The sequence below is a fragment of the Aquitalea sp. ASV11 genome, assembly GCF_016429185.1.
Lineage (GTDB): Bacteria > Pseudomonadota > Gammaproteobacteria > Burkholderiales > Chromobacteriaceae > Aquitalea > Aquitalea pelogenes.
In genome coordinates, this window is the sequence record NZ_JAELUD010000013.1 from 34,812 (window position 1) to 60,763 (window position 25,952).

A 25,952-nucleotide genomic window follows, 5' to 3' on the forward strand; every position below is an offset into this window, starting at 1 on the left:
AGTCTATTCCACTTGGCTGCCGATTGCAGTGGAATGCAGCGGGACGGTTTCAGCGTTCCAGAATGGCCCGCCGATGCCGGCGAAACACCCAGCGTTCCCATAAGGGTTGGGTCTGTTCGTCCTGTGGCAGCTGCAAGCGGGCGATGATGGCGTAGGACTCGTCAGGTGTGGGGTGCTGTTCTTCGATATGCGCCGCCAGAAACAGTATCAGTGCCGAGTCCGGATTGGGCGTCAGGGCAATCTGTACCGCGTCGCCCACCCGCCAGGGGTGGTCGGACAGCCAGGCAATACTGTCCAGTCCTAGTCGGCAAGGTGTGAGGGCAGGGCGGTCCGGATGATGGCCGAGCAGGGCAATTTCCAGTGCGAGGTCGAGCTTGGCTTCCAGACGCATCAGCATCGGGTCCGGTTCTTCCGGGGTCTCGCTCGGTGCGGCCAGCACCCGCAGCGCCAGGCGGGTTTCCCGCTGGCGGGCCGCAGAGCACTGCGTGTCGTTCAGCAATTGCACCTGCAAGGGCAGGTGGGCATCAAAGCTGGCACTGTCCAGTGCGGGCAGCAGGTGCATGGTGATCTCCCGGTGAGAGCGGATCAGGCGAACAGCTTGGCCACGCCGTCCAGTCCCACAACATTGATGGCGACATCGGCCTTGGCCTGTACCACCGGTTTGGCGCGGTAGGCCACGCCCACGCCGGCTTCACCCAGCATCAGCAGGTCGTTGGCACCGTCGCCCATGGCAATCACCTGTTCCGGGCGCAGGCCCAGTTCCGTGCGTTTTTCGATCAGCAGGCGCTGCTTGGCGGCTGCATCCACAATGTCTCCCACCACGCGGCCGGTCAGCTTGCCATCCACCACTTCCAGCTGGTTGGCGTAAGCATAGTCCAGTCCCAGTTGTTGTTTCAGCCGTTCGGTAAAGAAGGTGAAGCCACCGGAAACCAGCATGAAGCGGATGCCGTTTTCCTTGCAGCGTGCCAGCAGTTTTTCCGCGCCGGGGCTCAGTTGCAGGCGTTCCTGATACACCTTTTCCAGTGCGCTTTCCGACAGGCCGGCCAGCAAGGCAACCCGTTCGCGCAGTGAGGCGGAGAAGTCCAGCTCGCCCCGCATCGAGCGTTCGGTAATGGCCGCCACTTGCGGCTTGATGCCTTGCATGTCGGCAATTTCATCGATGCATTCGATGGTGATCAGCGTCGAGTCCATATCGGACACCAACAGGCCGAAGTCAGCCAGTTTCAGGCTGCTGTCGACAAAGGCAAAGTCATAGCCCAGGGTCTGGCAGCAGGCGCTGATGGCATCGCGGCTGGCCGGGTCGGCGTCTGCCAGTCTGGCCACGTCGGGGCTGGGCTGCTGAATGCTGCTGGCACCGGCCAGCGTGGCCAGTTCCTGCAGTTCGCGGCTGTCGAGACGGGGGGATTGAATGACGAGGGTGATGGACATGGGCGTACAAGCAGTCTGATGGGCAATACGCCATTATGCCACTTGCAGGCGGACAGCCGGAATGGGGATGTGTCCCCATCCGGCGCTGTAGCTTCAATGTCCTTTGCGATGCTGGTGCCAGCGTTGCCAGGCGGCATCCAGCGACAGGCATCCCGGGCCGAAGGCAAACAGTGCCAGCAGCAGCATGGCCCAGTAGTAATGGAACTGGCGGGTGACATCGGTAAGGTCCGGATAGCTGATGACGGCCATCAGGTTGACCACGAACAGCCCGGCGGCGGCAAAGCGGCCAAACAGCCCGACGACCAGCAGGCTGGAAAACACGGTTTCGCCAAAGGTGCCCATCACCGCAGCCAGCGCAGGCGGCAGCAGTGGTACATGGTAGTCATTGGAAAACAGCAGCAGGGTGGTATCCCAGTCCTCCAGCTTGGTGAGGCCGGACTTGAAAAATACATTTGCCACCCATAGCCGGAACAGCAGCAGCACCAGCGGGCGGGCAGCATGACTGGCCTGGTCGAACAGCTGCTGTAGTGGCAGCAGTTTTTGTCTGAGTACTTGCATGGTCGGTCTCCCGTGGAGTGGTCAAGCCGCACCCCTCCGCCAGGCAGGCGGATGGTGAACAAGCCTTGGTTTACAGTTGGTAGTGGCTCAGCAGGCCGTCGGCAAACAGGCGGGCCAGCCCGGCTTGCAGGTCGAAACCGGCTTCTGCCGACAAGGCCAGTCCGGCTGCCTCTTCCAGCAGCAAGCCCTTTTGCAGGGCCAGCAATAGTGCAGCCATGCCTGCGGTTTGGGCTTGCACGCGGACCTTGCCTGCGTGGCGGCTGACCAGGGCCTGTTCGCCACCGGACTCAAGGTCTACATTCAGTGTCTGGCCAGGCTGGTGTCCTTGCCAGATGGCAACCACAGGCCAGGGCGATGACAGTGCGCGGCTGCTCTCGCTCAGGGTAAAGCGCAACTGGCCGAATTGATCCGGATGGACATCCGCCAGTGCCGTCGCGGCCAGTGGCTGCTGGTCGATGGCGTAATAGCTGCGATGTACCGTCCATTCCAGCCGGGCGACATCGGCCAGATAAGGCAGGGTTTGCACTGGTGGAAAACCTTGCAGGAAATCACCGAATGCTGCGCCATAGCTGTGCAGGTTGCCGCTGTGCGAGGCATGGCGCTTGCTGTACTCCCGTGCCAGCCCGGTGAAGAATTCCTCGCCGACGATTTGCCCGCATACCGGGTAGATCATTTTCAAGGTGTCCATCAGGCCCAGCCGGTAGTTGTTGCGGTAAACCGCCAGCCCGGCCGCATTCAAGCCCAGTGTGTCATCTGGCTGCTGCTCTTGCCGGGCAATCAGTTCCAGCAGCTCGGCCTGCCAGCGTGCTTCAGGCGTCATGACGCGCTCCTTGCAGGATGGTGTCGGCCTTGGCAGCTTCGGCTTGCAGTGTGTCCAGTGGCGGAATGTCCAGATCCCACTCGATCAGCGTCGGGCGTGGGCCCAGCTGCTTGATGACCTGGCCATACAGCTGCCATACGCCGGGGTGTACCGGCTGGCTGTGGGTATCCACCAGCATGCCGTCGCGTTCGCTATAGCCTGCCAGATGGATTTCGCCAATTGCAGCAGCGGGCAGGGCGGCCAGCACGGCCTGCACGTCGGTTCCCAGATTGATGCCATTGACGTAAAGATTGTTGACGTCCAGCAATAGGCCACAACCGGTGCGTGTTACCAGCTCGGCCAGAAACTCGCCTTCGTTCATTTCGTTGCCGGGATATTCCACATAGCTGGACAGGTTTTCCAGCAAAACGGGCCGGCCCAGCGCTTCCTGGGTTTCTGCCACATGGCTGGCAATCACCTCCAGCGCTGCGCTGGTGTAAGGAATGGGCAGCAGGTCGTTTACATAACGCTGCGCACTGTGGTTGAAGGACAGGTGTTCTGATACTGCCGCTGGCTGGATGGCATCCACCAGCCGCTTGAGTGCGGCCAGATGTTCTCCGTCCGGGCGTACCAGCGAGCCCAGTCCCAGGCCCACGCCGTGCAGCGACAGCGGATAGTGTTCCGCCACCCGCTGCAACATGGCCAGCGGCATGCCGCCATCAAAGAAGTTTTCACTATGAACCTCCACCCAGCCCAGTGGCGGCAGGGTGTCCAGCACCTGGCGATAGTGGGGGGCGCGCAGGCCAATGCCGGCAACGGCAGGGAGGGTGGAGTGGGTCATGGTCTGGCTTCAGTGATCAAGGTTAAGAGAAGCGTGGCCGGGCTTACTTGCCCAGTTTGCCGCCCATTTTTTCGCAGCTGCCCTTGGCGACGTATTTCCAGTCACCGGGGTCCTTGTCCTTGGTGGCCTGACCTGCGCAGGAGTGGGCGCCGGAGGCGCAGTCGTTCTTGCCAGCCTGGGCAATGCCGAAACATTTTTCTTTTTCTGCGGCGGCAGCCGGGGTGGCGCTGAGGGCGCCCATGGCGACAACGGCACCCAGGGCGGAAGCGAGCAGGGCTTTGGAAGCATTCATGGTGGTTCTCCTTTGGGGTAGGTTCAAACGGGTTTTATGGTGAGCTGTATGTGCTGGGCAGGGTAGCCTGGCGGGCTACCCGGTATATGCATGGTTAACAATAGACTGTTTATTGTTTCATTGGTGCCATGGTATTGCCACCCATTTGCTGGCAGCTGCCCTTGGCAACCAGCTTCCAGTCGCCCGGGTCCTTGTCCACCATGGCCTGGCCTTTGCAGCCGTGTGCGCCGGTGGCGGAGGCACAGTCGTTCATGCCGGCCATGGCCACGCCATAGCATTTTTCCTGTTCTGCGGCCTGGGCGGGGGCTGCAGCCAGAGCAGCCAGGGTAACAACAGCGCCCATGGCGGAAGCAAGCAGAGTCTTGGAAGCGTTCATGTCAATCTCCTGTCGGGGGTAAGCGGCAAGTGCCGGGTTTCAGGAGTCAGTCGCGTGGGCTGGGGCTTTCTTACACACTGGCAGAAAATATTTTGAAATTATTTGCATTTCGCTGCCATTGGCTGCTGTTGCAATAAGTTCAATGCTGTTTCCGCCGGCCTGCCGCGTGACCGTCTCTGCAGCATCTGTCGGGGTCATGGAGGGTTTCTTACACGATCAGGCAAAAAAAATCGGGCGACTGTGCACCCGATGGTTTGGCGCTGCCGGCCACTCCACGCTGCTGACATAGCAGAGCAGGGGTCGGGCCGGGAGGCGCAAGGCCGCAGCAGGGTTTGGCAGCGCTTAGCGGATATTGACCACTTTGTGGGTTTGTACGGACAAGCGCCAGCGCGGGTGTGCCATGCAGTAGGCAATGGCGGCGCGGGTATTGGCGGCCAGCTCCGGGCCATCCATCGGTTGCAGGTAAAAGGTGTCGAACTGCAAATGGGCGACGGTTTCCGGCAGCTGGGTGGCTTGCGGGTAAACCAGCTTCAATTCATTACCGCTGGTTTGTAGCAGCGGCGCGCCGGCCTTGGGGCTGACGCAGATCCAGTCGATACCTGCCGGGGCGGCGATGGTGCCATTGGTTTCCACCGCGATTTCAAAGCCTTTGGCGTGCAGGGCGTCAATCAGTTCGGCATCCAGCTGCAATAGCGGCTCGCCGCCGGTGCACACCACATAGGGCGTGCCGCCGCTACCTGCCGGCCATTCGCTGGCAATGCGGGCGGCCAGTTCGGCGGCGGTGGCAAACTTGCCGCCGTCCGGGCCGGTGCCGACAAAGTCGGTATCGCAGAACTGGCATACCGCCTTGCTGCGGTCTTCCTCGCGGCCAGACCACAAATTACAGCCGCTAAAGCGGCAAAATACCGCGGCACGGCCAGCTTGTCGGCCTTCACCCTGCAGGGTGTAGAAGATTTCCTTTACCGTGTACATCTTCATTCCCCTTGCAGCAGCGGCCAGCGCATATCGTCATGGAACAGCAGTGATACCCCCTGATGAGCGTTTTCCATCAGGTCGATGCGTGCCAGCTCCGGTACCAGCGGCGACAGATGGGCATGCACCCATTCGGCCACCGACTGGCTGTGGCCGTCACGCACGCCAGCCAGCTTGTCCAGCGGGTTGTGGTCCAGCTGCCGGTAGATGGGCTTGAAGCGGTCTTTGACATCGCCAAAGTCCAGCAGCCAGCCCATGGTGCGGTCCAGGCTGCCGGTGAGCATCAGCCGTACCAGATAGCTGTGGCCGGTGTAGTTGCCATTGCTGTCGAACGGCACTGCGCTTTCAAAGCGCTGTTCCTTCCAGATGCGGAAACGCTTGCCATCGAACTGGCTGCCCGCAGTATGGGTTTCGCGGACTTCCACCCAGGCCAGGCCTGTCAGGCCTGCGTCTTGCAGCGCGTGGTACAGCCAGGCGGCAATCACTTCACTGGTAGGGTTTTCCAGCCCGGCGATGTCATTGAGGTAGCGGTGATTCAGTCGCAGGAACAACGGTGCCCAGGCGGCTTCCAGCTGGGCCTGGCTGTGCTGGCGGGCATCCGCCACGATGCGCACGCCAAAACCGTGGCCGTGCAGGCGGCCGCATTTGTGGCCGGCCGGTACGTGGGGCAGGTGGTGGGCGGCCTCGAAGCTGGCGGCAATCCAGTGCAGTGCCGTGCCGTTTTCCAGCATCACGCCGCGTTCCGGTGCGCTTTGCAGCAGCAGGGCAGCAGGGCAGTTCAGCGCGTCCTTGATGTGCCGGGCCAGGCTCAGGTCGTCGCACTGTGGCAGTTGTTGGTTGAGGTCGGCATAGTCAAGCGGGGCCAGTACCTGGGCCAGCGCGGTGTGCAGTTCGGCCTGTTCGATGTGGGTGACATCGGCACGAGCCAGCACGCGGAAGCTGTGACCGTGCAGGCCGTTCAGGCGGTGTTCGTCACCGGCAACACGGCGGGCGGCTTCAAAGCGGCCACCGGCCAGCAGGCAGGATGCATGCATGTCAGGCCTCCTTGCTGCAGCGTTCGATCAGCGGGTCGGCCACGCCAGCCTCGGCAAAGCCCTTGGCGCGCAGCTCGCAGGAAGCACAATGACCGCAAGGCGGCACCGCGCCGTTGTAGCAGGTGTGGCTCCAGGCCAGTGCTTCCATTGCGCCTACTTGCTGCGCCAGGGTGACGGTTTCGGCCTTGCTCAGGTACATCAGCGGGGTATGCAGCTCGACACGGCTGTCCATGCCCAGGCGCACCGCCAGTTGCAGTGCCTGCAGGGTGTTCTCGCGGCAGTCCGGGTAGCCGGAGTAGTCGGTCTGTGCCACACCAGTGACGATGTGACGGGCACCGCGGGTGTAACCGAAGGCGGCGGCAAAAGTGAGGAAAATCAGGTTGCGGCCCGGTACGAAGGTATTGGGCAGGGCGTCGTCGTCGCGGCTGCCTTCCTCCGGCGTAATGCTGCCATCGGTCAGCGCATTGCCACCGATGGCGGCGAAAGTGTCGATGGGCAGCACGGTCTGGCGCACGCCAGCCATGGCGGCAATCTTGCGCGCGCAGTCCAGCTCCACGCGGTGGCGCTGGCCGTAGTCAAAGGTGACGGCTTCCACATTGGCTGCGCCGAACTTCTGCAGCGCCCAGTACAGGCAGGTGGTGGAGTCCTGGCCGCCGGACAGCACGACCAGTGCTTTTTCCGCGGTCTTGGTGGTATTCGGTGTCATGGCGTGATCCATCGATAAACAGTCGAGGCAGTGGTGCTGGCGCAGCTTGCCCGGCCTTGCGCTGCAAGGTGCGGTTGCGGTGGCAGTACGCACGCGGGATCGGTCTCACCCGGCAGGTACTGGCAGCCAGAATGCGGCGCAGCAAAACTGCGTAATTTATCAGAAAACCGTGTGGCCAGCCAGTTGCCCACCGCGATTAGTGCATTGATTTTACTGATGGCTGTGCGGGTGGCCGTGCTGGCAAAGCAAGTCATTCTGGTGTCAAAAGCCGATGTTCTGTCTGATAATCCAACAGTTAATTTCCAATAGTCTCGTTATGGCTCAGACCCGGCTGGTTTTCATCCTGCATGGCCTGCGTTGTCCGCGCAGTCTGCCTGACCGCCTGTTGCAACGTTTTTCTGCGCATTACCAGGTGGATATCCACATCACCACCTCGGCGGTCAGTGCCGAAGATATGGCGCTGCAAGCCGTCCGGCAGGGCTGTGATTTCCTGATTGCCGTGGGGGGCGATGGCACCATCCACGAGGTGATCAATGGCGTGATGCGGGCTGATGCCACCGCGCGTGAGCGGGTGGCGGTGGGCGCGCTGCCGTTTGGCACCGGTAATGATTTTGTCCGTTCGCTGGGGGTGAGCGATTCGCTGGAGCAACTGGAACAACTGATTGCCAGCCAGCGCGTGCGCCGTATCGACCTGGGGCGGCTGAGCCTACCGGATGATAAGGGCGAGCGGGTAATCTGGTTTGGCAATATCGCCTCGCTGGGCATCAGCTCGGCCATTGTGCAGCAGGTGCGGCGGCTGCCTGGCTGGCTGCCGGCCAGCGTGGCGTTCTATCTGTCCATCCTGCTGACCTTGCTGCGTTACCGGCCACGCCGGATGCAGTTGACCCTGGAAGGCGGCGAAATCATCAGTGGTGATTTTCTCAGCCTGTGCGTGGCCAATGGCCGCTATTTCGGCAGCGGGCTGGGTATTGCGCCACTGGCACGGCTGGATGATGGCCTGCTGGAAGTGGTGATGATCAAGCGCGGTGGCGGGCTGGACTTTTTGCGGCATCTGCCCAGCTTGCGCAAGGCGCAGCCGGTGCTGGACGAGCGGGTGCGTTACCTGAGTGTGCGCAGCCTGCTGGTGGAAGGGCAGAACTGCCCGCTGGAGGTGGATGGCGAACTGGTAGGGCAGGCACCGGCCCGCTTTACGCTGGAACCGGCGGTGCTGCGCTGCCTGTCCGCCCTCTGAGACAGAATCAGCCGTTCAGGCGGGCCAGCAGCTTGTCAGCCACCAGTTCGGACGAAGCCGGGTTCTGACCGGTAATCAGCAGGCCGTCTTCGCGCACGAATACGCCCCAGTCCGGGCCTTTTTCATAAATGCCACCCTTGGCTTGCAGTGCGTCTTCCACCAGCAGCGGCACGATGTCGGTCAGCTGTACGGCATCTTCTTCGGTATTGGAAAAACCGGTGACCTTGCGCCCGGCCACCAGCGGCTGGCCTGCTGCATCACGCGCATTCACCAGCACGGCCGAGGCATGGCACACGGCGGCTACCGGCTTGCTGGCGGCGACAAAGGCTTCGATCAGCGCAATGGAGGCAGCGTTATCGACCAGGTCCCACAGCGGGCCATGGCCGCCGGGATAGAACACGGCGTCAAAATCGCTGGCGTTGACGCTGTCCAGTGCCACGGTATTGGCCAGTACGGCTTGCAGGGCGGCATCCTGATTGAAGCGTTCGGTGGCCGGGGTGCTGAACGCCGGGTCGGCGCTCTTGGGGTCGATCGGCGGTTGGCCACCCTTGGGCGAGGCCAGGGTGATGGCAACGCCCTTGTCGGCCAGCGCGTAGTGAGGTGCGGCGAATTCTTCGATCCAGAAGCCGGTTTTGTGGCCGGTATTGCCCAGCGTGTCATGGCTGGTAAGAACAAACAGGACTTTTTTCATGGTGTGGCTTCTCGTGTGGTGTGCGCCGGGCCGTGTTGCCGGCCCGGCCATTGGCTAGTTGTGATGCAGCTTCAGTTGTTCAGCGTCGGGTAGTCGGTATAGCCCCGTGCATCGCCACCGTAGAAGGTGGCGGCATCCGGCTTGTTCAGCGCGGCACCGGCTTGCAGGCGTTCCACCAGATCCGGGTTGGCGATATAGCTGCGGCCAAAGGCCACGGCGTCGATATAGCCCTCGCCAATCAGTTTTTCTGCTTTTTCCGCGCTATAGCCACCGGCGGCGATGATCACGCCCGGATAGCGTTTGCGGATTTCCTGACGGAAGGCTTCGCTCAGTGCCGGGCCACCGGCCCAGTCCGGCTCGGAAATGTGCAGGAATGCCAGCTTGCGCTTGGCCAGCTGTTCGATCACGTACAGCGCGATGTCTTGCTGCTCGACATTGGACACGCCATTGAACACACCCAGCGGCGAAATGCGGATGCCCACGTGTTCGGCATCCCATTCAGCCACCACGGCATCCACCACTTCCAGCAGGAAACGGGCGCGGTTTTCCACGCTGCCACCGTAGGCGTCGGTACGTACATTGGCTTCCGGCGACAGGAACTGGTCCAGCAGATAACCGTGGGCACCGTGGATTTCCACCAGGTCGAAACCGGCGCGGCGCGCGTTGTCGGTGGCGCGGCGGTAGTCTTCCAGAATGTCTTCCAGTTCCGAGATTTCCAGTGCGCGCGGCTCATCGCAGGGCACGCGAGCCAGGCTGCCATCCGGCTGGCGCACATTGGTATTGCTTTCGGCACGGATGGCGGACGGTGCTACCGGTGCTTCGCCATCCGGCTGCAAGGAGCGGTGCGAGATACGGCCGGTATGCCACAGCTGCAGCGCAGTCTTGCCACCGGCGGCATGGACGGAGGCATTCACCTTGCCCCAGGCGGCAACTTGTTCTTCGCTGTAAATCCCCGGTGCACCGGCATAGCCCTTGGCGGTAGGGGAGATGTGGGTGCCCTCGGCAATGATCAGCCCGGCGCTGGCGCGCTGGGTGTAGTACTGCACCGACAGATCGGTAGGCACATCGCCCGGTTCGGTATTGCGCAGGCGGGTAAGCGGGGCCATGGCCACACGGTTGTTCAGGGTGACGGCACCCACTTGCAGCGGGGTAAACAGTTTATCCAGACTCATTTCAGCTTCTTCCTGTAGGCAAAGACAAGTTGATCAACGGTCAAAACCAAAGCCCTGCTTGCGGGCGACGGGGGCGACTTCGGGGAAATACACGTTCTGGTAGTACTGTGCGGTATTGGCGCTCCATGGCAGTCCATCCGGACGGCCAATCTGCTGCCAGTAGCTGGCCAGTGTCTGGTCGTACTGGCGGATCTGCTCGGGCAGTTGTGCAGCCTGGTAGTGCTCGTGATGGACAAAGCTCTCGCGCGGCAGGCGCGGTTTGATGCTGCTGTCCTGATCAACATAGCCCAATGCCACACCAACAATGGGGAAGGTAAGCTCAGGTAGTTGCAGCAGCTCGATCATGGCTTGCGGGTTGCGGCGGATGCCGCCGATCGGTACTACGCCCAGACCGGCCGCGCGGGCGGCTGTCATCAGGTTGCCCAGCGCAATACCGGCATCCACGGCACCAACGGCAAAGCCTTCCACGCTGTCCTGGATCACCTGTTCGGCACCGGCAGCTTCCACGCCCAGGCGGGTCTTGTAGAAGTCCACCACCAGAGTGACAAATACCGGAGCCTGGGCAATCCACGGCTGGCCACCGGCGAGAGCGGCAATTTGCTGGCGACGGGCTGCGTCCTGCACCACCACCAAAGACACCTGCTGGCCATTGATGGAAGTGGGGCCTTTCCAGGCGGCGTCCAGCACCGCATCCAGTACCTCGGCGGGGACGGGTTTGTCCTGATAACTGCGGATACTGCGATGTTGTTGCATCAGTTCCAGTGTGCTGTTCATGAAGCATTCTCCCGTGTGGGTGAAAATAAATAGACCGGTCGTCTAGTTGATGTGTCAAAAATACCCGCCGCAGGGGCGGGTAAGATAAATCAGTATTGCTGCGTCAGCCTGCCTGACAGTCGCCAGGCTTGAGCATGGCATCGGTCAGCGCCTGTGCCTGCAGCATGGGCTGCTGGGTGTGCTGCACCTTGAACAGCAGGGCGGAGCCCACCCACAGGCTGTACAGGCTGCCTGCGGTGTCTTCGGCCGACAGCCGGGTACACAAGCTGCCTTCCTGCTGGCCGCGGCGGATACAGTCGGCCAGGCGGACAATTACCCGGCCCATGCCTTCGGCCAAGGCTTCACGCATGGGCTCGGACAGGTCGGATACTTCTGCCGCCAGCTTGATGGCCAGGCAGCTCTGATTGCCTTCTTCGCATTGCTGGTGACGGTCCAGCCAGCCGGAGAAATAACGCAGCAAGCAGCTGCGTGCATCCCCCTGGCTTGGGTCCAGTGCTTCCAGCAGGCGTGCATCGTAATGTTCAAAGTAACGCCGCAGCATTTCCACCCCGAAACCTTCCTTGGAACGGAAGTAGTGGTAGAACGAACCTTTGGGCACACCGGCACAGCCGAGGATTTCGGCCAGGCCAACGGCAGAAAAACCCTTGCCCAGGATGATGGACTCACCGGTGGCAAGCAGGTGTTCGCGGGTATCGGAAAACTGGCTGGGACGTGACATGGCGAGATAGTACTAGACCAGTCGTCTAGTTTGCAAGTTTATTGTGAGTCTGTTGTGGCATGCAGGCTGCAGTCCGGCCGGATGGCCGCGCAGACAACGCACAGAGCCAGATGTGGGGTCTGCCATCCGGATGATGATTTGCATTGCCCCTGCCTGGCCTGGCTGAGGATGGGTGTTGAGCCGATTGGCCAGCAAGAGGGGGCGCCGGTTGTCATTGATCCGGTATGAAATCAAGAAAAGCTATACGAAAGAACTGTGTTTCAAGCACGACAGAATGAGGCGCATCCGACTGGTACGCTTTTTTATAACAGGGTGTGAATAATTTGATAAATATTTAAAGCGGTTTCTATTGATTTCTAGTGTTTGGAATTGCCTCATATCAAATAAGAATCAGATGTTGAAATGTAAAATTAAGATGTATCTTTTGTTGCTTTGGGAAAAATCTTGTAAACAGCCTTTATCTATGTAGAATGCGTAACATTGACCAATTGCATTGATAATGGGATTTATGCTGGCCGCCTATGGCCGCGCGACTTGCCCATGCATACCACCATGCCCCAATTTCCAGCAGGAAAAACAGTAGCGTCCCGCCAGCGACGACTGGGTTTTACTCTGGTCGAGATGATGGTCACAGTAGGCGTTGGCGCCATCATGATGGCTGTTGCCGTCCCCCAGCTCCGAACGCTGGTGGCCAGCAACAAGATCACCACCGAAGCCAACCGCATCGTGGCGGGTTTCAACTACGCCCGTACCGAAGCCGTGCGGCGCAATCAGCCGGTTTACATCTGCTCGGCCAATCTTAATACCAATAGCATGAGCATTAGTGGCTGCCTGAGCCAGCAAACCAGTAGCAAGTACAACTGGGGATATGGACAGCTGGTGTACGCCGACAATATCACTACCGGCACCATGGGCAGCTATGACAGTGGTGAAGCCATCAAGAGCTTTTCCTTCTACGGCGAAATGAATAATGCGTCTGCCATCAATCTGGTGATGTCCACCTCGCCGGTGGCTAGCGTCAACCAGTTGGCTTTTGGCAGTGATGGCCGCTTGCTGGATGGCAATAGCCGCAAGCTGTTGTTGCAAGACACCAGCAATAATCTCTGTCGCGTCATTCTGGTGAGTGGTTCCGGTCGCAGCAAGGCTTGTGATACCAGCACGGACAACAGTTGCGGAGCCTGCTCATGAAGAAAATGACCGGCTTCACCATGCTGGAAGTGCTGATGTCCATTCTGATTGTCGGTATCGGCATGCTGGCGCTGGCCGGCATGCAGGGCCGTACCCTCAAGACCGTGCGCGAGGCGGAGCAGCAAGGCGTGGCCGCCATGCTGGCTGCCGAAGTGGCCGATGCCATGCGTGCCAATTCCTATGCCAGCATCAATGCCAGCGGTAGCGTGACAGAAGACTGGACCAACTACGTCGAAACCAGTTACAGCGACCACACCACCGCTCCAGCCACCCTGTGCAATGCGTCAAGCGGTTCGCAATGCACCAATGCACAGATGGCTGCCTACGACCTGTACCAGTTCAAGAACAACCTGGCCACCGCGTTCTCAGATAGCAGCCAGAACAATGTGCGGGCCATTATCTGTCGGGACAGCAATGCTTCGTCCACCATCAATTTCAACGATAGCAAACTGGGTGGTTGCACCGGTGGCAGCAAGCTGATGATACGGGTGGCCTGGAAGGCAGCCATGGAAAAAACCGCCAATACCGCCCTGGGTAACAATAGTGCCAACTCGTCAGCTTCCAGCACCACGAGCAGGGTATATGGCTATGTCTTGCAGTTTGAACCATGAGTAAATCCATGAAACGGATGCGCGGCTTTACCTTGATCGAGCTGATGGTGTCGCTGACCCTCGGCATGATCGTGCTGGGTGCAGTAGTAGCGGTTTATGTCAACAGCAAGCGCACGTTCAATGTGGTCAGCCAGCGTATCAGCATGCAGCAGGATGCACGCATTGCCCTGCAGCAGATTTCGCGCGATTTGCGTATGGCCGGCAGCTATGGCTGCGCCACGCTGGATGCCAACAATACGGCAGCTTCACAGGCGGTGACGGTGGATACCAGTGCGGTGGCTTCGGCCTCGGTTTATCAAACCTTCATTACCAGTGGCGGCAGCTACCTGCCATTCGCGGCCTATGCTTCCGGCACGGCAAGCAGCTGGCTTAACGGACAGACCGCCTCGTCAGGCATTGACGTACTGGCGGTGCAGTATGGCCGTGGCACGGCACAGGCCACGGCGATTGCCTCTGGTGGTACCGCCACTTTTTCCGCAAATAGTAATAACCAGCGAACCTATACCGTCGGGCAGCAGTTCTGGGTAGCCAGTACTTGCCAGAAAATCCTGCTGGAGAAAACCACCGCAGGCCTGGCTTCGGCCGGGGTGTCGGTGAATGTGGGCAGTGTGACTTCGGGTGCCGACATCATGGACCTGGTGTCCCGAGCCTATTTCGTCAACAGCAGCGGGGCGCTGGTGATGACCGAGCTGGGGCAAGGCGGTACCTTGATAGGGCCGAATGAACTGATCAGCAATGTTACCAATCTGCAATACGAATACGGCGAAATTACCGATAGTACCAATTGCCTGGTGACCTACCGCAGCCGAGCGTCGGTGGGCAACTGGCGCAATGTGTCATCGGTACGCATCACCATGACGGTACGCAGCCAGAACCAGGTACCGCTGGCCAGCGGCAACAGCTTTGGCTACCTGACCCAGACTTACCAGACCACTGCCGCCATCCGGGGGAAGCAATGCTATCGCGCCAGCTGAATTCCCGGCTGCCCCATGTCCAGCGCGGGGCCAGCCTGATCGTGTCGCTCATCCTGCTGGCAGTGATTGCCCTGCTGGTGGTGTATGGGGCACACCCCCTGCTGACCGAACAGAAGATCGCCAGCAACCAGAACGACCGCACGCTGGCATTCCAGTTGGCCGAACTGGGGCTGAAAGCTGGTGAGAGCTATGTGGCCACCAACAAGCCGACATCCAGTTCCTTTGTGGCGGCCTGCACCGGCGGGCTTTGCCTGCCCAGCCAGTCGGCAGGTGGCACCAATGCCTGGGAGCGCAGCAATGTGTTCACCGGCACTTATGCCAACTCGCTGCAGTGCAGCACCTGCACCATTACCGGCGAGACCTTGCAAAAGCCGCGCTACACCATTGAATTGCTGGACAGCAATTACACCGATGCGGTGACCGGTACCTCGGGTGCATCGCTGTATCGCATTACTTCCCGTGCCTGGGGCCGCAATGCCAATACCCAGGTTACCTTGCAAAGTTATTACGTCGTTTCCTGAGGCAGTTGCCCATGTCCCGTTCTGTTACTGCTTGCACGGCAGCTGTGCTGGCACTGTTTTCTGCCACGGTTTTTGCTGCAAATCCATACCCTACGGTTCCTTTGTATCTGGATCAGGTAACCGCCAAGCCTAATGTTGCCGTGCTGGTGGATGATTCGGGTAGTATGGTGTGTCAGCCTAGTGATACCAGTGGCTGCTCGCGGGATAAGTCTGTCAGTTTGGTGAATAACTCCACGACTTATGTGGCCAAAATACGTTTGGCCAAGACCGCACTGAATAGCCTGTTCTCCAATAATTTTGATATTGCAAGATGGTCGCTATTCAAATTCAGAACAATTATTCCTTCGAGCTATACTTCCGGAGGTAACGGTATATTTTATACCGCTGGTAGCTCCAAGCTGTTGGCTGACTGGAATACAAGCAATGGTCTCAGTGATTTTACTACGGCCGTGAATTCCCTTGTTCCTGCAGGCAGTACGCCAAGTGCATCTGCTTTTTATAATGTGATGCAATATTTTTATGGCAACTCCAGTTATGGTGCAAATACCTATCAAAGAATAGTTGATAGTAATTATGGGAACCCCTATTTCTGGAATAGTGGTACTTATAATGGAATCTATTCTGATTCCGGGCAGAGTTATACCAGTCCAATTCAGTATGTGTGCCAGAAGAATTTTGTCATTTTTGTTTCGGATGGTCAGCCTAACCAAGAAAATGGCGATATTCTCACTGCGACAGCGACAAACCCGAAAGATGGGCATTCATACACCATTTCCAATTATGTAAATACCAAGAATTTGCTGACGGGTTATACTTCTGATGTGCGAAATACCACCGTGGTGAATTACGCCGCTTTTTATCATGATGCTGGTGTCGTGCCCAATGGTAAAACCAAAGACAACGAAGGCAATAATTTTGACGCAACCACCTCTCCACCCATAACCACTTATACCATTGGCCTTGGTCTTGCCAGCGGTGATACCGGTCGTACCGTATTGCAGGCCATGGCCGAGGCTGGTGGTGGGCAATATTTTGATACCAGCGACCAGACCTCGCTGACCAACGCCCTGCAATCGATTCTCAACAGCATCAAGACCCAGACTGCAACCAACGTACCTGTGGTGGCCAGCAAACCTACCAATCCTACCGATGCCATTCAGGCGACTTTTTACTCGGGGGACTGGTCTGGTCAGTTGCGGGCCTACAGTGTCAGTAGCACGACGGGGCTTGCCAATCTGACTTCACCCATTCCGGTGCTGTTCAATTCTTCCAGTGCAACACGACTGGCCAATATTTTTACCAGCACCGGAGCAAGTGCCAGTGGTGCGCTGTATACCAGTGTTTCCAGTGACAGCAACCTGAACAGCTATCTTTCCGGTGGCTCGCCGTCTGGCTGGCGTAGCCGTGGCAGTGACAAGTCCACCCCGTCTACCCTGGGTGACATCATCGACTCCACGCCCACGCCGTTTGGTACTACCGCAACTGCCGGTTTTGCGGTGGGGGCCAATGACGGCATGCTGCATGTGTTTGGCCGCACCACCAGCAATTACACCGAAGTTTTTTCCTATATTCCGCGTGCCGTGACGGCGGCCAATCTCGCCTTGCTGGGTTCAACGACCTATGGGGCTGCACAACCCCACCTGTATTTTGTCAATGGCAATCTGACCTTCAACAATGTCAGTGGCGGGGATAACCAGTTTTCTACCTCGACCACCTCGGTGCTGACCGGCGGCATGGCACAGGGCGGCCAGGGGTTGTTTGCGCTGGATATCAGCAATACCGTGGCCAACCCATCGCTGTTGACTGGTGGCAGTGTATTCGGTGCCGGCAATGTGTTGTGGGACCATGTACCGACAGATTCCGGCTTTACCAATCTGGGTTATACCTTTGCCAAGCCGGTGATTGCCCAAGTCTATTATGGCGGGAAAAAGAAATGGGCGATGATTACCGGCAATGGCTATGACTCCACCAATAAAGCCACCACCCTGATGGTGATTGACCTGAAAACCGGTGCCATGTTGTACGAGATTGATACCGGAACCGCCAGCAATGGCCTGTCCTCTCCGGCTGTGCTGGATGTGGATGGGGACAAGGTGGCGGATTATGTTTATGCGGGTGATCAGTCCGGTAATGTCTGGCGCTTCAAATTGCAAACCAGCAGTGATCAGACGACGTCGGTCAGCAAGTTCTTTACCGCCCAGGCCAATCAGCCCATCGTGGCGGCCCCGGCCATTTATGCCATCCCAGGTGGTGGTTACATGGTATACGTCGGTACCGGCCGCATGATGTACGAAAACACCAGCTATAACGACCGCACTACGGTGTATCCGCAATCACTGTACGGCATTTACGACGACCAGACCAAAACCAACCTGACTTACAGCAGTTCCACCTTCATTACCGATGCCGAAGTGGCCAATCTGAATGGCACTGCTTCCATTGACGGTTCCACAACCTCTACTGCTTCAGGAAAACTTGGCAGCAGTGTGGTGTTCCGCGAAACCACCACCATTAGCGATGCGGCCACGACCGGTGGTTTGTCAGTGGGGCCAAGCGGTAATCGCGCAGGCTGGGTGTTCAATATGAACAGTACAAATGGCGAGCGCATGCTCTACCAGCCGGTGGTGGCGCTGGGCAAGCTGTACTTCACCACTCAGGTGCTGAAAGGTAGTTCATTGGTATGCAGTAATGTGAACCAGCAAAGCGGCTGGGTGATGGCACTGGACCTGATGACTGGCGGGGCTCCGTCGACACCGGCTTTCGACCTGAATGGCGATGGCAAGATCAATACCAGTACCACTTCGCCCGATGGTGACACAGTAAGTTTTACTGATAAAAAAACCAATATTCCGTCCGGCATCAATTACAACATCGGCATTCCGTCGGCGCTGTCCATTGCCTTTACCGTTACCACGGTGAATCTGGGGGACTACACTTCTACCGATGGCGGCCAGCTGGGTAGTTATCCTTATCCTTCTTCCACCAATACCAATGAAGTACTCACTTTCTACGTGGGCGGGACGGGGGGGAGCAACGGCAATGTGGCGGCGGGCAAGCTGATTCCCAAAGCCACGTCGGTGGGGCGGCGTATTGGCTGGCGTGAAATTTTCTGAGGTGGCTATGAACAAACAGCAGGGTTTTACCTTGATCGAACTTGTTATCGTGGTGGCGATTGTCGGCATTCTGGCTGCCATTGCCTATCCCTCTTACACCCAGCATGTCATCAAGGGTAACCAGGCGGCCGCCAAGGCCAATCTGGTAGAGAATGCCCATTACATGTCGCGCTGGTATGCGGAGAAGGGTACTTACGCCTCGGCCACCCTGCCTTTGACCACCGCACCCAGCAATGGCACCACGCTCTACACGATTGCCGCCAGCGGCACCACGGCGGATACCTTCTCGCTGGTGGCCACACCGGTGAATGGCATGTCGCAGGCCGGCACGGAAACCATTTCGGTCGATCAGGACGGTAACATCCTGTATTGCAGCCAAACCAATACCGGTAGCTGTCATCAGTAAGCAGCCTTGTTGCTGGCGCTATCATCAGACGCCACGTGCTACAAAGCAAAACCGCCAGCCCGTAAAGGTTGGCGGTTTTGCTTTATATGGCCGGGGATGTCTACCCCGGCCAGCCCGGCAGGGGCTTACATCGCCCCTTCGAAAATGCTTTCAATCTCTGCCTGGGTGGCTTGGCGCGGGTTGGTCAGGCCGCAGGCATCTTTCAGTGCATTGCGCGCCAGCAGCGGAATATCTTCCCGCTTGACCCCTAGCTCACTTAGCGAAGCCGGGATGCCAATATCGGCGGCCAGTTTGCGGATGGCCACCAGGCAGGCCTTGGCGCCGGCTTCTGCCGTGAGTCCATTGGTGTTGACACCCATGGCGGCTGCGACGTCAGACAGACGGGCGGCCGATGTCTGCACATTGAACGCCTCCACATGCGGCAGCAGCAGGGCATTGCAGACGCCGTGCGGCAGGTCGTACACCCCGCCCAGCTGGTGGGCCATGGCGTGGACATAGCCCAAGGACGCATTGTTGAACGCCATGCCGGCCAGAAACTCGGCATAGGCCATTTGTTCGCGGGCTTCCAGGTTCTTGCCGTTTTCCACTGCGCTGCGCAGGTATTGGGAAATCAGCGATACCGCCTTGAGCGCGCAGGCATCGGTGATGGGCGTCGCGGCGGTAGAAACATAAGCCTCGATGGCGTGGGTGAGCGCATCCATGCCGGTGGCCGCGGTCAGGCCTTTGGGTTTGGCAATCATCAGGTCTGGGTCGTTGACGGACAGGATGGGGGTGACATTGCGGTCGACAATGGCCATTTTCACGTGGCGTGCTTCGTCGGTGATGATGCAAAAACGGGTCATCTCGCTGGCCGTACCTGCGGTGGTATTGATGGCCACCAGAGGCAGCTGCGGTTTTTTCGAGCGGTCCACCCCTTCGTAATCGGCAATCTTGCCGCCATTGGTGGCCACCAGCGCAATGCCTTTGGCACAGTCATGCGGCGAGCCGCCGCCCAGCGAGATGACAAAGTCACATTTCTTTTCCTGCAGTACGGCAAGGCCCGCTTCGACATTGGCAATGGTCGGGTTGGGCTTGGCCCCGGCAAAAATGGTGGCCTGGATATCTCGCTCGGCCAGCAAATCCCTGATCCGGCCTGCGACGCCAATTTCATCCAGCACCTTGTCGGTAACGATCAGTGCATGGCGAAAGCCATAAGCCTGGATGGATTGAATGGCGTCTTTCAGGCAACCGGCACCCATGACGTTGACAGCAGGAATAAAGAAAGTCGTGGTGGTCACTGTGTTGTCTCCATTATTGACGGGCTGGCTTTGGAAGCTGCCCCAAGCTGCTTGCGGAAAAATGCATCCTGTTCATGACCGGAGTCATGCTTGCAGCCTATAGCGTGGGAGAGCGTGCTCCTATACGACTTTAGTGCAATAAACCAACGGACTCCTGTCCTGAGTTGTGGCGTCCTGTGCATGAATATTGGCAGGGCAGGGCTTTATGACTGAACGCTGTTTATTCATGAAGTACATTTTGTTTATTTTGGTGTTCGCATGATTTGTTGGTGGCTGAATACGATTTTTGGCAAATATTTACATTTATTTATTTTATTGCCATTGCCGGCTTGTGGAGAGTGATTATTGTTTTGGGTTAGTATTTGCTCGTTTGATTAATCAGGATTTAACTGGTTAATGTTCAATAAACGTGATCGCGTTTTCCTTGCCTTGATGTGCCTGATTTTAAAAAGGTGTATTCGCTTTGATAAAGTCTGCTGGATATACCTTGTTTGAGCTGATGATTGTCATTGTGATAGCCAGCATCGTGATGGCAATGGCGGTAGCTGGCTATCGCACCTCACTGGATAGCAGCAATGTCAGCGCTGAAATCAATGCCTTGAGCCTGGACCTGGCTTATGCCAGAAACGAGGCAATCAAGCAGGGGCAAAACGTGCTGTTGTGTGCCACCAGCAATCCCGGCAGCAGCTCTCCCACATGCAATAACGCCAGCAGTCTGGCCACCGGCTGGGTGGTGATGCTGGCCAGTGGCAATACCTGTACGGTAAGCAATGGCTTGGCTGCCAGTTCGGTACTGCGTGTTGCCTCAGGGGTGACAACCGGCGATTCCATCACCTTTGCCTATTCCGGCAGCAATACTTCCAACGGCATCTGTTTTTCCCGTCTGGGTACCGGCACCACCGGCAAGTTCACGGTGGCCGCGGCCACTGCCAGCACCAGCGCCAACCAGTTCAACAAGCAATGTCTGTATGTGAGTAATGCCGGCCTGCTGCATGTGGTGAAGTCCGGCAACAGTGACGCATTCGGGAGCTGCTGAGATGGAGATGGCCAAAACACCGTTATCTGCCGGTTTTACCCTGCTGGAAGTCCTGGTTGCCCTGCTGGTGATTTCGATTGGCTTGCTGGGCATGGCTGGTGTGCAGGCGCTCAGCATCAACAATACCAATACCGCGCGCATGCGAGGTATTGCGGCCATCAAGGCAGAAAGTCTGGCTGCCGCCATGCATGCCAATACGGCGTATTGGCAAAACGTGAGCGGCACGGTGAGCCAGAGCACGGTGCTGGCACTCAATACCGGCAGTTGCGGCAGCAGCACCTGCACGGCATCCCAGGTGGCTGGCTATGATGTGTCGCAATGGAGCAGTGAGCTGTCATCCAGCCAGCTAGCCTTGCCATCTGCATCCGGCACCTTCTCTTGCGCCTCCAGTAGCACGGCACCGGTGTCTTGTACTATCACCGTTTCCTGGCAGGAAAAAACCATGGCTCCCGCCCTGACCTCCACGACGGCCAGCAGCGCCTTTGCCTCGGCCAGTTACCAGATGGTGGTGCAGCCATGACACAAGGTGTTGCGAATCGTCGCCTGCAGCAGGGTCTGACGCTGATCGAGCTGATGGTGGCCATCACCATCGGCCTGCTGTTTCTGCTGGCCTTGTCGGCGTTATTTTTGTCGTTCAAGCAAACCAGCCTGCAGCAGGGCGGGGTTGCCCAGATGCAGGATGACCAGCGCATGGCCATGACCATTCTCAGTCAGGTCATCCAGTCGGCCGGGTATTTTCCCAATCCAGCCTCGGCCACGGTTTCTACCGCACTGGCGGCGGACAGCACCACGGTGAGCGGTGTGTCCTTCACTGCCGGGCAAGTCATTTACGGGGTGGATAGCGGTGTCGCCAGTAGCCCTGACACGCTCTATGTGCGTTACCAGAGTGCACAGAACGATGGAGTGGTGAATTGTCAGGGCGGGACCAATGCCTCTTCCACTACGGCGACATATATCAATCAGTTATCGGCATCTGCCACTGCACTGCAACTGACCTGTGGCCTGAATGGGGCAACGGCGGTCGGAGTGGTGGGCGGTGTCAATCTGTCTGCGGCCACCACCTGCAATCGTGTCGGCTATGTTGGCATCAGCAATGTGAAATTCCTGTATGGGCTGGACCCGTCCGGTAGCGGCTCGGTCACGCGCTATGCATCAGCCGGTGTGGTGAGTAACTGGTCGTATGTGTATGCAGTAAAGCCGGTCATCACCCAGCTTTACTGTTTTCAGCAGGGGGTGGCACCGCAATCGGTCACCTTCTCGCAAACCATATCCCTGCCAAACCAGCAATGAGGAACGTGCGGATGCGGCCACCAGCCAGACGAAGGTGTCAGCAGCATAGCCGGGGCTTTGCCTTGATCATCTCGTTACTGTTTCTGATGATCATCGCCATCCTGTGCGTGATGCTGATGCGCAGCATGGGTCTGCAAGGAAAGATGGCCGGCGGCTTTCGCGAGAAGGGGCGTTCCTTCGAGGCCGCCCAGGCGGCGCTGGTGTATGCCGAATGGTGGCTGGCGCAGGGTAATGGCAGTACCGGCAGCAGCTGTTCCTCGGTCGTGACCAGTGCGGTGGTGTGCTCCAATGCGCTGAGCAGCCCCACTACGGTGCCGTGGACTGTCGGTGTCAGCTATACCCCCAGCGGCATGAGCATTGCCTCTGGCGGGGTGTCCATGTATGCCGCCAAGCCCATGTTCTACATCCAGTACGTCGGTGTCAGCAGTACTACCGGTTACAGCATCTATCGCATCAGTGCAGTCGGTTATGGCGGTAACAGCCAGGCGGTAACCGTACTGCAAAGCACCTATGCAATGAGCACTTCCGGCAGTGTGCAGAATGTCGGTCAGTAAACCAGCCAGCCACCTGCTTGCGGGGAGAAAACAGCAGATGAACAAGATGAATACAGCCAATCTTGAGTGCCATGCAAACCGCTTGCTGCAATGGCTGGGCTGGGGCGGATTGTTGTGCAGTGGCGTTGCCGCCGCCTCCACCCTGACCGTGGTGGACAACTTCACCGGTACCGCCAACTCGGTCAACTGGTATGCCTATGGTGCATTGAGTGCCAGCCAGACCACGACCAGTACCAGCAGCCCGGGGGCCTGTCTGACTGCGGGCAGCACCACGGCAGGTTCGTCCGGGGCTGCAAGTTCCACCAGTGCCGGCATCATTCCGGCTTGCGGCTCCGGTACCGGTGGTACCACCGGTACCATTCCCGATGCCTCCGGCAAAGGTGCCTTGCGACTGACCAACAATAATAATTACCAGACTGGCGGCATCATTTATGCGGGGGACAGCAATGGCTATGCCTTCCCGGCCAGTACCGGCATCAATGCTACCTGGACCAGCTACAGTTACGGCGGCAGCGGGGCGGATGGCTTGAGTTTTTTCCTGCTGTCCTCTGCGCAGAAGATTACCGCACCCTCTTCGCTGGGGGCCAATGGTGGTTCGCTGGGTTATTCCTGCTCCAATCAAAGCGGCAATGCCACCAACAAAACCATGACCGGCTATGGCTCAACCGGGATTCACAATGGCTATCTGGCCATCGGCATGGATGAATTCGGCAATTTTTCCAATAAAAGCGATAACACGGCATCGGGGAGCAGTTCAGGGCAAACCGCCGGGGCGATTGCCATTCGTGGCAAGGGCGATATCAGTAATGACACCTATCCCAGCTATGGCTCAACTTCCATCATCAACATGTGCAAGAATGGCAGCCTCAATGGCACAGCCATTTCGGATTACCCGTTTTACAGCCTGAGTGGTACTACCAACGGGGCATACAAGGTGTCCAGCAGCACTCCGCTATATGAATCGGCCACCACTCGGGCCAGTGCCAAGCCACATAGCTATCAGCTGCAAATCACCACCGGCAACTTGCTGACCCTGCGTTACAGCTATAACGGCGGCACCTGGACCACCATTGCCAATGGCATCGATATCACCTCGATTGGCGGTACCCTGCCGTCCTATCTGACTTTCGGCTTTGCCGCTTCGACCGGTGGTTCCACCAACTACCACGAAATCACCTGCTTCCAGGCGGCCCCGCTGACCACGTCCAATAGCGGTGCCGGGCTTAACCAGCAGTCGTCCGAAGTACAGACCGGCAGCCAGGCTTATCTGGCTTATTACAATTCCAGCAACTGGTATGGCGGGGTGACATCGAACGCCATCACCGCCAGCTCATCCGGCACGGTATCGCTTGCCAGTACGGCCACCTGGGATGGCGGCTGCAATTTGACAGGGGGTGCTTGCTCCACCACCGGCACCACCATTGCCAGCGCGCAGGGTTCCGCCAGTCGCAGCATTCTGAGCTGGAATGACAGTAGCAAGGCTGGCGTGGCATTTCAGCTGGGCAATCTGAGCAGCACGCAACAGACGGCGCTGAATTCTTCCTCCACCCTGGCGGCTTATCTGCGCGGCGACCGCAGCAACGAAACCAGCACCTATCGCGCGCGTACCAGTGTGATGGGGGATGTGATCAACTCAGGCCCGACCTGGGTGGGACCGCCGCTCAAGAGCTATGGCGCTACCTGGTCGGACAAGATTGTCAGTGGGGCCTCTCTGCCGGAAAACGGCAGCAGCGCGGTGACGTATCCCACCTTTGCCACCAATAACCTGACGCGTACCAATATGGTGTTTGTCGGTGCCAACGACGGCATGCTGCATGGCTTCCGTAGCGGGGCTTACAACAGCTCCGGGGTGTACGACAGCAGCAGTACCAATGACGGCAAGGAATTGCTGGCCTACGTACCGGGTACGGTGGTGACATCCAATCTGGCCAGCTACAGCAACATCATTTATTCGCATGCCTACTTTGTGGATGCCACACCGGGTAGCGGCGACGTGTTCTACAACAACAGCTGGCATACCTGGCTGGTGGGCGGCATGGGTACCGGTGGCAAGGGCATTTATGCGCTGGATGTCACCACCCCGGCCAATTTCTCCGAATCCAATGCCGCCAGCCTGGTAAAAGGGGAGTGGAACAGTTCAACCATCAGTTGTACTTACACTAATGGTTCTTGCGGAAGTGATCTGGGTTACACCGTCGGCACGCCGGTGATCACCCGTTTTCATAACGGCAAATGGGGTGCGGTATTCGGAAATGGCTACAACAGTTCAACCGGGGTGGCGTCCATTTTCGTGATGATGATAGACCCCAGCACCGGGGCGGAAACCTTCTACGAATACTCTACCGGCTATGGCCCCAGCAAGGACCCTACCGGCAACAGTTCCAATAACGGCATTTACTATGTCACCCCGGTGGATCTGGACAGCGACAATATTGCCGATTACGTCTATGCCGGCGACTTGTTCGGCAATATGTGGCGTTTTGACCTGACCAGCAGCGACCCCACCAAATGGGTGGTGTCCAGCTATTCCGGCACCAAGCAGCCGCTGTTCTCCACCCCGGTCAATACCACCACCAGCGGCAGCACCACCACCAAGACATTGCAGCCCATCACCACCAAGCCGGTGGTCGCCACGCTGAAGGCCAGCTCGACCCTGCCGCGGGTGATGGTGTATTTCGGCACCGGCAGCAAGGTGTCGGCCACGGTCAGCAGTTCCAGCACCTATGCTTCTGGTGACCAGTATTTCTATGGTGTGTGGGACTGGAATGTCAGTGCCTGGAATGCGCTGTCCTCCACCCAGTTTGCCACCACCTCCAATAGCCCGGGTACCTTGAGCGCCTCCCAGTTGGTAACGCAAACCCTCAGCTCCACCACTACCTCCAGCAGTACCACGGTGGCAACGTATGGTGCCACTACCAGCAATACCGTGTGCTGGGTGGATACCTCGTCCTGCACCAGCAATACCCAGTATGGCTGGAAGTTTTATTTCCCTTACAGCAGCAGCCAGAGCGAGCAACTGATCTACAACCCGCAATACCTGAACGGGGCAATTACCTTCAGTACCACCATTCCCGCGGTCAACAACATCACGTCTTGTACCAATAGTGTGGATACCGGCTGGAGTTATGCCTTGAGCCCGGCCAGTGGCGGCAATTTCACCACCTCCTATTTTGCCAACAGCAGTGGCACCTTCAGCGGAGTGAACGGGCTGGTGGTGAATGCCGTGCAATTGAGTGCCACCGGTTCTTTCCAGGTGGTGACCTATAGCGGGGCAACCTATCTGGTGTATCAAACCTCATCCGGCTACGCCACCGGTAATGTTATTGCGGTCAACACCCAGGGTGTTTCCACCAGTGGCTCCCGTCTGACCTGGATTGAATTGAGATAAAC

At 58.3% G+C, this 25,952-nt stretch carries 28 protein-coding genes and 1 pseudogene; 13 read left to right on the top strand and 16 right to left on the bottom strand.

Annotated features, from left to right (window positions below):
• Window positions 1–49: 49 nt before the first annotated feature.
• From JHD62_RS06520 to queC, 11 genes and pseudogenes are all read right to left on the bottom strand, one after another.
• Complete coding sequence (locus JHD62_RS06520; RefSeq protein ID WP_199102239.1) at window positions 50–562, bottom strand: hypothetical protein; 513 nt, start codon at window positions 560–562, stop codon at window positions 50–52.
• A 23-nt stretch (window positions 563–585) separates the two neighbouring features.
• Window positions 586–1,428: a phosphoserine phosphatase SerB gene (gene serB / locus JHD62_RS06525; RefSeq protein ID WP_199102240.1), complete on the bottom strand. Its 843-nt coding sequence runs from the start codon at window positions 1,426–1,428 to the stop codon at window positions 586–588.
• 93 nt (window positions 1,429–1,521) lie between these two features.
• Entirely contained in the window at window positions 1,522–1,986 is a 465-nt protein-coding gene (locus JHD62_RS06530; protein ID WP_199102241.1) for a DoxX family protein, read from the bottom strand.
• Between the two features lie 70 nt (window positions 1,987–2,056).
• Window positions 2,057–2,806 (bottom strand): DNA-binding domain-containing protein, encoded by a 750-nt coding sequence (locus JHD62_RS06535; RefSeq protein WP_199102242.1) that lies wholly within the window; start codon window positions 2,804–2,806, stop codon window positions 2,057–2,059.
• Window positions 2,796–3,626, bottom strand: coding sequence for a DUF692 domain-containing protein (locus tag JHD62_RS06540; RefSeq protein WP_199102243.1), 831 nt, complete (start codon window positions 3,624–3,626; stop codon window positions 2,796–2,798). The genes JHD62_RS06535 and JHD62_RS06540 overlap by 11 nt, the downstream gene beginning before the upstream one ends.
• Before the next feature lie 43 nt (window positions 3,627–3,669).
• Window positions 3,670–3,918: a DUF2282 domain-containing protein gene (locus tag JHD62_RS06545; protein WP_045847494.1), complete on the bottom strand. Its 249-nt coding sequence runs from the start codon at window positions 3,916–3,918 to the stop codon at window positions 3,670–3,672.
• A 109-nt stretch (window positions 3,919–4,027) separates the two neighbouring features.
• Entirely contained in the window at window positions 4,028–4,294 is a 267-nt protein-coding gene (locus JHD62_RS06550; protein ID WP_045847493.1) for a DUF2282 domain-containing protein, read from the bottom strand.
• A 342-nt stretch (window positions 4,295–4,636) separates the two neighbouring features.
• Window positions 4,637–5,266, bottom strand: a complete 630-nt coding sequence (gene queE / locus JHD62_RS06555) for a 7-carboxy-7-deazaguanine synthase (RefSeq protein ID WP_199102244.1) — start codon at window positions 5,264–5,266, stop codon at window positions 4,637–4,639.
• A gap of 2 nt (window positions 5,267–5,268) precedes the next feature.
• The gene (locus tag JHD62_RS22955; RefSeq protein WP_370541040.1) at window positions 5,269–5,604 is read right to left on the bottom strand and encodes a 6-pyruvoyl tetrahydropterin synthase family protein; all 336 of its coding nucleotides are present in this window, start codon (window positions 5,602–5,604) and stop codon (window positions 5,269–5,271) included.
• A 42-nt stretch (window positions 5,605–5,646) separates the two neighbouring features.
• Window positions 5,647–5,997, bottom strand: a pseudogene (locus JHD62_RS22960) (6-pyruvoyl tetrahydropterin synthase family protein); the annotation flags it as partial.
• A gap of 304 nt (window positions 5,998–6,301) precedes the next feature.
• Window positions 6,302–7,006: a 7-cyano-7-deazaguanine synthase QueC gene (gene queC, locus JHD62_RS06565; RefSeq protein ID WP_199102245.1), complete on the bottom strand. Its 705-nt coding sequence runs from the start codon at window positions 7,004–7,006 to the stop codon at window positions 6,302–6,304.
• A gap of 171 nt (window positions 7,007–7,177) precedes the next feature.
• Between queC and JHD62_RS06570 the strand changes: the two genes are divergently transcribed.
• Both JHD62_RS06570 and JHD62_RS06575 read left to right on the top strand, forming a co-directional pair.
• Window positions 7,178–7,315, top strand: coding sequence for a hypothetical protein (locus tag JHD62_RS06570; protein ID WP_199102246.1), 138 nt, complete (start codon window positions 7,178–7,180; stop codon window positions 7,313–7,315).
• A gap of 7 nt (window positions 7,316–7,322) precedes the next feature.
• On the top strand, window positions 7,323–8,237 hold the full coding sequence (locus tag JHD62_RS06575; protein WP_199102247.1) for a diacylglycerol kinase family protein: 915 nt from the start codon (window positions 7,323–7,325) through the stop codon (window positions 8,235–8,237).
• A gap of 7 nt (window positions 8,238–8,244) precedes the next feature.
• Here JHD62_RS06575 and JHD62_RS06580 read toward each other — a convergent pair whose 3' ends face one another.
• The 4 genes from JHD62_RS06580 to JHD62_RS06595 form a co-directional block, all read right to left on the bottom strand.
• Window positions 8,245–8,928, bottom strand: coding sequence for a type 1 glutamine amidotransferase domain-containing protein (locus JHD62_RS06580; RefSeq protein WP_199102248.1), 684 nt, complete (start codon window positions 8,926–8,928; stop codon window positions 8,245–8,247).
• 71 nt (window positions 8,929–8,999) lie between these two features.
• Complete coding sequence (gene nemA / locus JHD62_RS06585; protein ID WP_199102249.1) at window positions 9,000–10,100, bottom strand: N-ethylmaleimide reductase; 1,101 nt, start codon at window positions 10,098–10,100, stop codon at window positions 9,000–9,002.
• 33 nt (window positions 10,101–10,133) lie between these two features.
• Window positions 10,134–10,874, bottom strand: coding sequence for an NADPH-dependent oxidoreductase (locus JHD62_RS06590; RefSeq protein WP_199102250.1), 741 nt, complete (start codon window positions 10,872–10,874; stop codon window positions 10,134–10,136).
• A gap of 103 nt (window positions 10,875–10,977) precedes the next feature.
• Window positions 10,978–11,592, bottom strand: coding sequence for a TetR/AcrR family transcriptional regulator (locus JHD62_RS06595; protein WP_199102251.1), 615 nt, complete (start codon window positions 11,590–11,592; stop codon window positions 10,978–10,980).
• A gap of 552 nt (window positions 11,593–12,144) precedes the next feature.
• Between JHD62_RS06595 and JHD62_RS06600 the strand changes: the two genes are divergently transcribed.
• From JHD62_RS06600 to JHD62_RS22515, 6 genes are read left to right on the top strand one after another with little or no spacing between them, the layout of a single operon-like run.
• Window positions 12,145–12,780, top strand: coding sequence for a GspH/FimT family pseudopilin (locus JHD62_RS06600; RefSeq protein ID WP_199102252.1), 636 nt, complete (start codon window positions 12,145–12,147; stop codon window positions 12,778–12,780).
• Window positions 12,777–13,391 carry a type IV pilus modification protein PilV gene (gene pilV, locus JHD62_RS06605; protein ID WP_199102253.1) on the top strand — a complete coding sequence of 205 codons (615 nt, stop codon included), beginning with the start codon at window positions 12,777–12,779 and terminating at the stop codon, window positions 13,389–13,391. The genes JHD62_RS06600 and pilV (JHD62_RS06605) overlap by 4 nt, the downstream gene beginning before the upstream one ends.
• 8 nt (window positions 13,392–13,399) lie before the next feature.
• Complete coding sequence (locus JHD62_RS06610) at window positions 13,400–14,365, top strand: PilW family protein (protein ID WP_199102254.1); 966 nt, start codon at window positions 13,400–13,402, stop codon at window positions 14,363–14,365.
• A complete protein-coding gene (locus JHD62_RS06615) occupies window positions 14,347–14,886 on the top strand; it encodes a PilX N-terminal domain-containing pilus assembly protein (protein ID WP_045847483.1) in 540 nt (179 codons plus the stop codon). Before JHD62_RS06610 ends, JHD62_RS06615 begins: the two co-directional genes overlap by 19 nt.
• A gap of 11 nt (window positions 14,887–14,897) precedes the next feature.
• Window positions 14,898–17,999 (top strand): pilus assembly protein, encoded by a 3,102-nt coding sequence (locus JHD62_RS06620; protein ID WP_199102255.1) that lies wholly within the window; start codon window positions 14,898–14,900, stop codon window positions 17,997–17,999.
• A gap of 7 nt (window positions 18,000–18,006) precedes the next feature.
• Complete coding sequence (locus tag JHD62_RS22515; protein WP_304506238.1) at window positions 18,007–18,405, top strand: type IV pilin protein; 399 nt, start codon at window positions 18,007–18,009, stop codon at window positions 18,403–18,405.
• 125 nt (window positions 18,406–18,530) lie between these two features.
• Here the strand turns inward: JHD62_RS22515 and yiaY are convergent, their stop codons facing one another.
• On the bottom strand, window positions 18,531–19,682 hold the full coding sequence (gene yiaY / locus JHD62_RS06630) for an L-threonine dehydrogenase (RefSeq protein WP_199102256.1): 1,152 nt from the start codon (window positions 19,680–19,682) through the stop codon (window positions 18,531–18,533).
• A 463-nt stretch (window positions 19,683–20,145) separates the two neighbouring features.
• Between yiaY and JHD62_RS06635 the strand changes: the two genes are divergently transcribed.
• From JHD62_RS06635 to JHD62_RS06655, 5 genes are all read left to right on the top strand, one after another.
• Window positions 20,146–20,718: a GspH/FimT family pseudopilin gene (locus JHD62_RS06635; protein WP_255522878.1), complete on the top strand. Its 573-nt coding sequence runs from the start codon at window positions 20,146–20,148 to the stop codon at window positions 20,716–20,718.
• 7 nt (window positions 20,719–20,725) lie between these two features.
• Window positions 20,726–21,238, top strand: coding sequence for a type IV pilus modification protein PilV (gene pilV / locus JHD62_RS06640; protein WP_199102258.1), 513 nt, complete (start codon window positions 20,726–20,728; stop codon window positions 21,236–21,238).
• Window positions 21,235–22,008, top strand: a complete 774-nt coding sequence (locus JHD62_RS06645) for a PilW family protein (RefSeq protein WP_199102259.1) — start codon at window positions 21,235–21,237, stop codon at window positions 22,006–22,008. The genes pilV (JHD62_RS06640) and JHD62_RS06645 overlap by 4 nt, the downstream gene beginning before the upstream one ends.
• Before the next feature lie 62 nt (window positions 22,009–22,070).
• Window positions 22,071–22,562 carry a PilX N-terminal domain-containing pilus assembly protein gene (locus JHD62_RS06650; protein ID WP_199102260.1) on the top strand — a complete coding sequence of 164 codons (492 nt, stop codon included), beginning with the start codon at window positions 22,071–22,073 and terminating at the stop codon, window positions 22,560–22,562.
• Between the two features lie 46 nt (window positions 22,563–22,608).
• Window positions 22,609–25,950 carry a pilus assembly protein gene (locus tag JHD62_RS06655; protein WP_199102261.1) on the top strand — a complete coding sequence of 1,114 codons (3,342 nt, stop codon included), beginning with the start codon at window positions 22,609–22,611 and terminating at the stop codon, window positions 25,948–25,950.
• Window positions 25,951–25,952 lie beyond the last annotated feature (2 nt).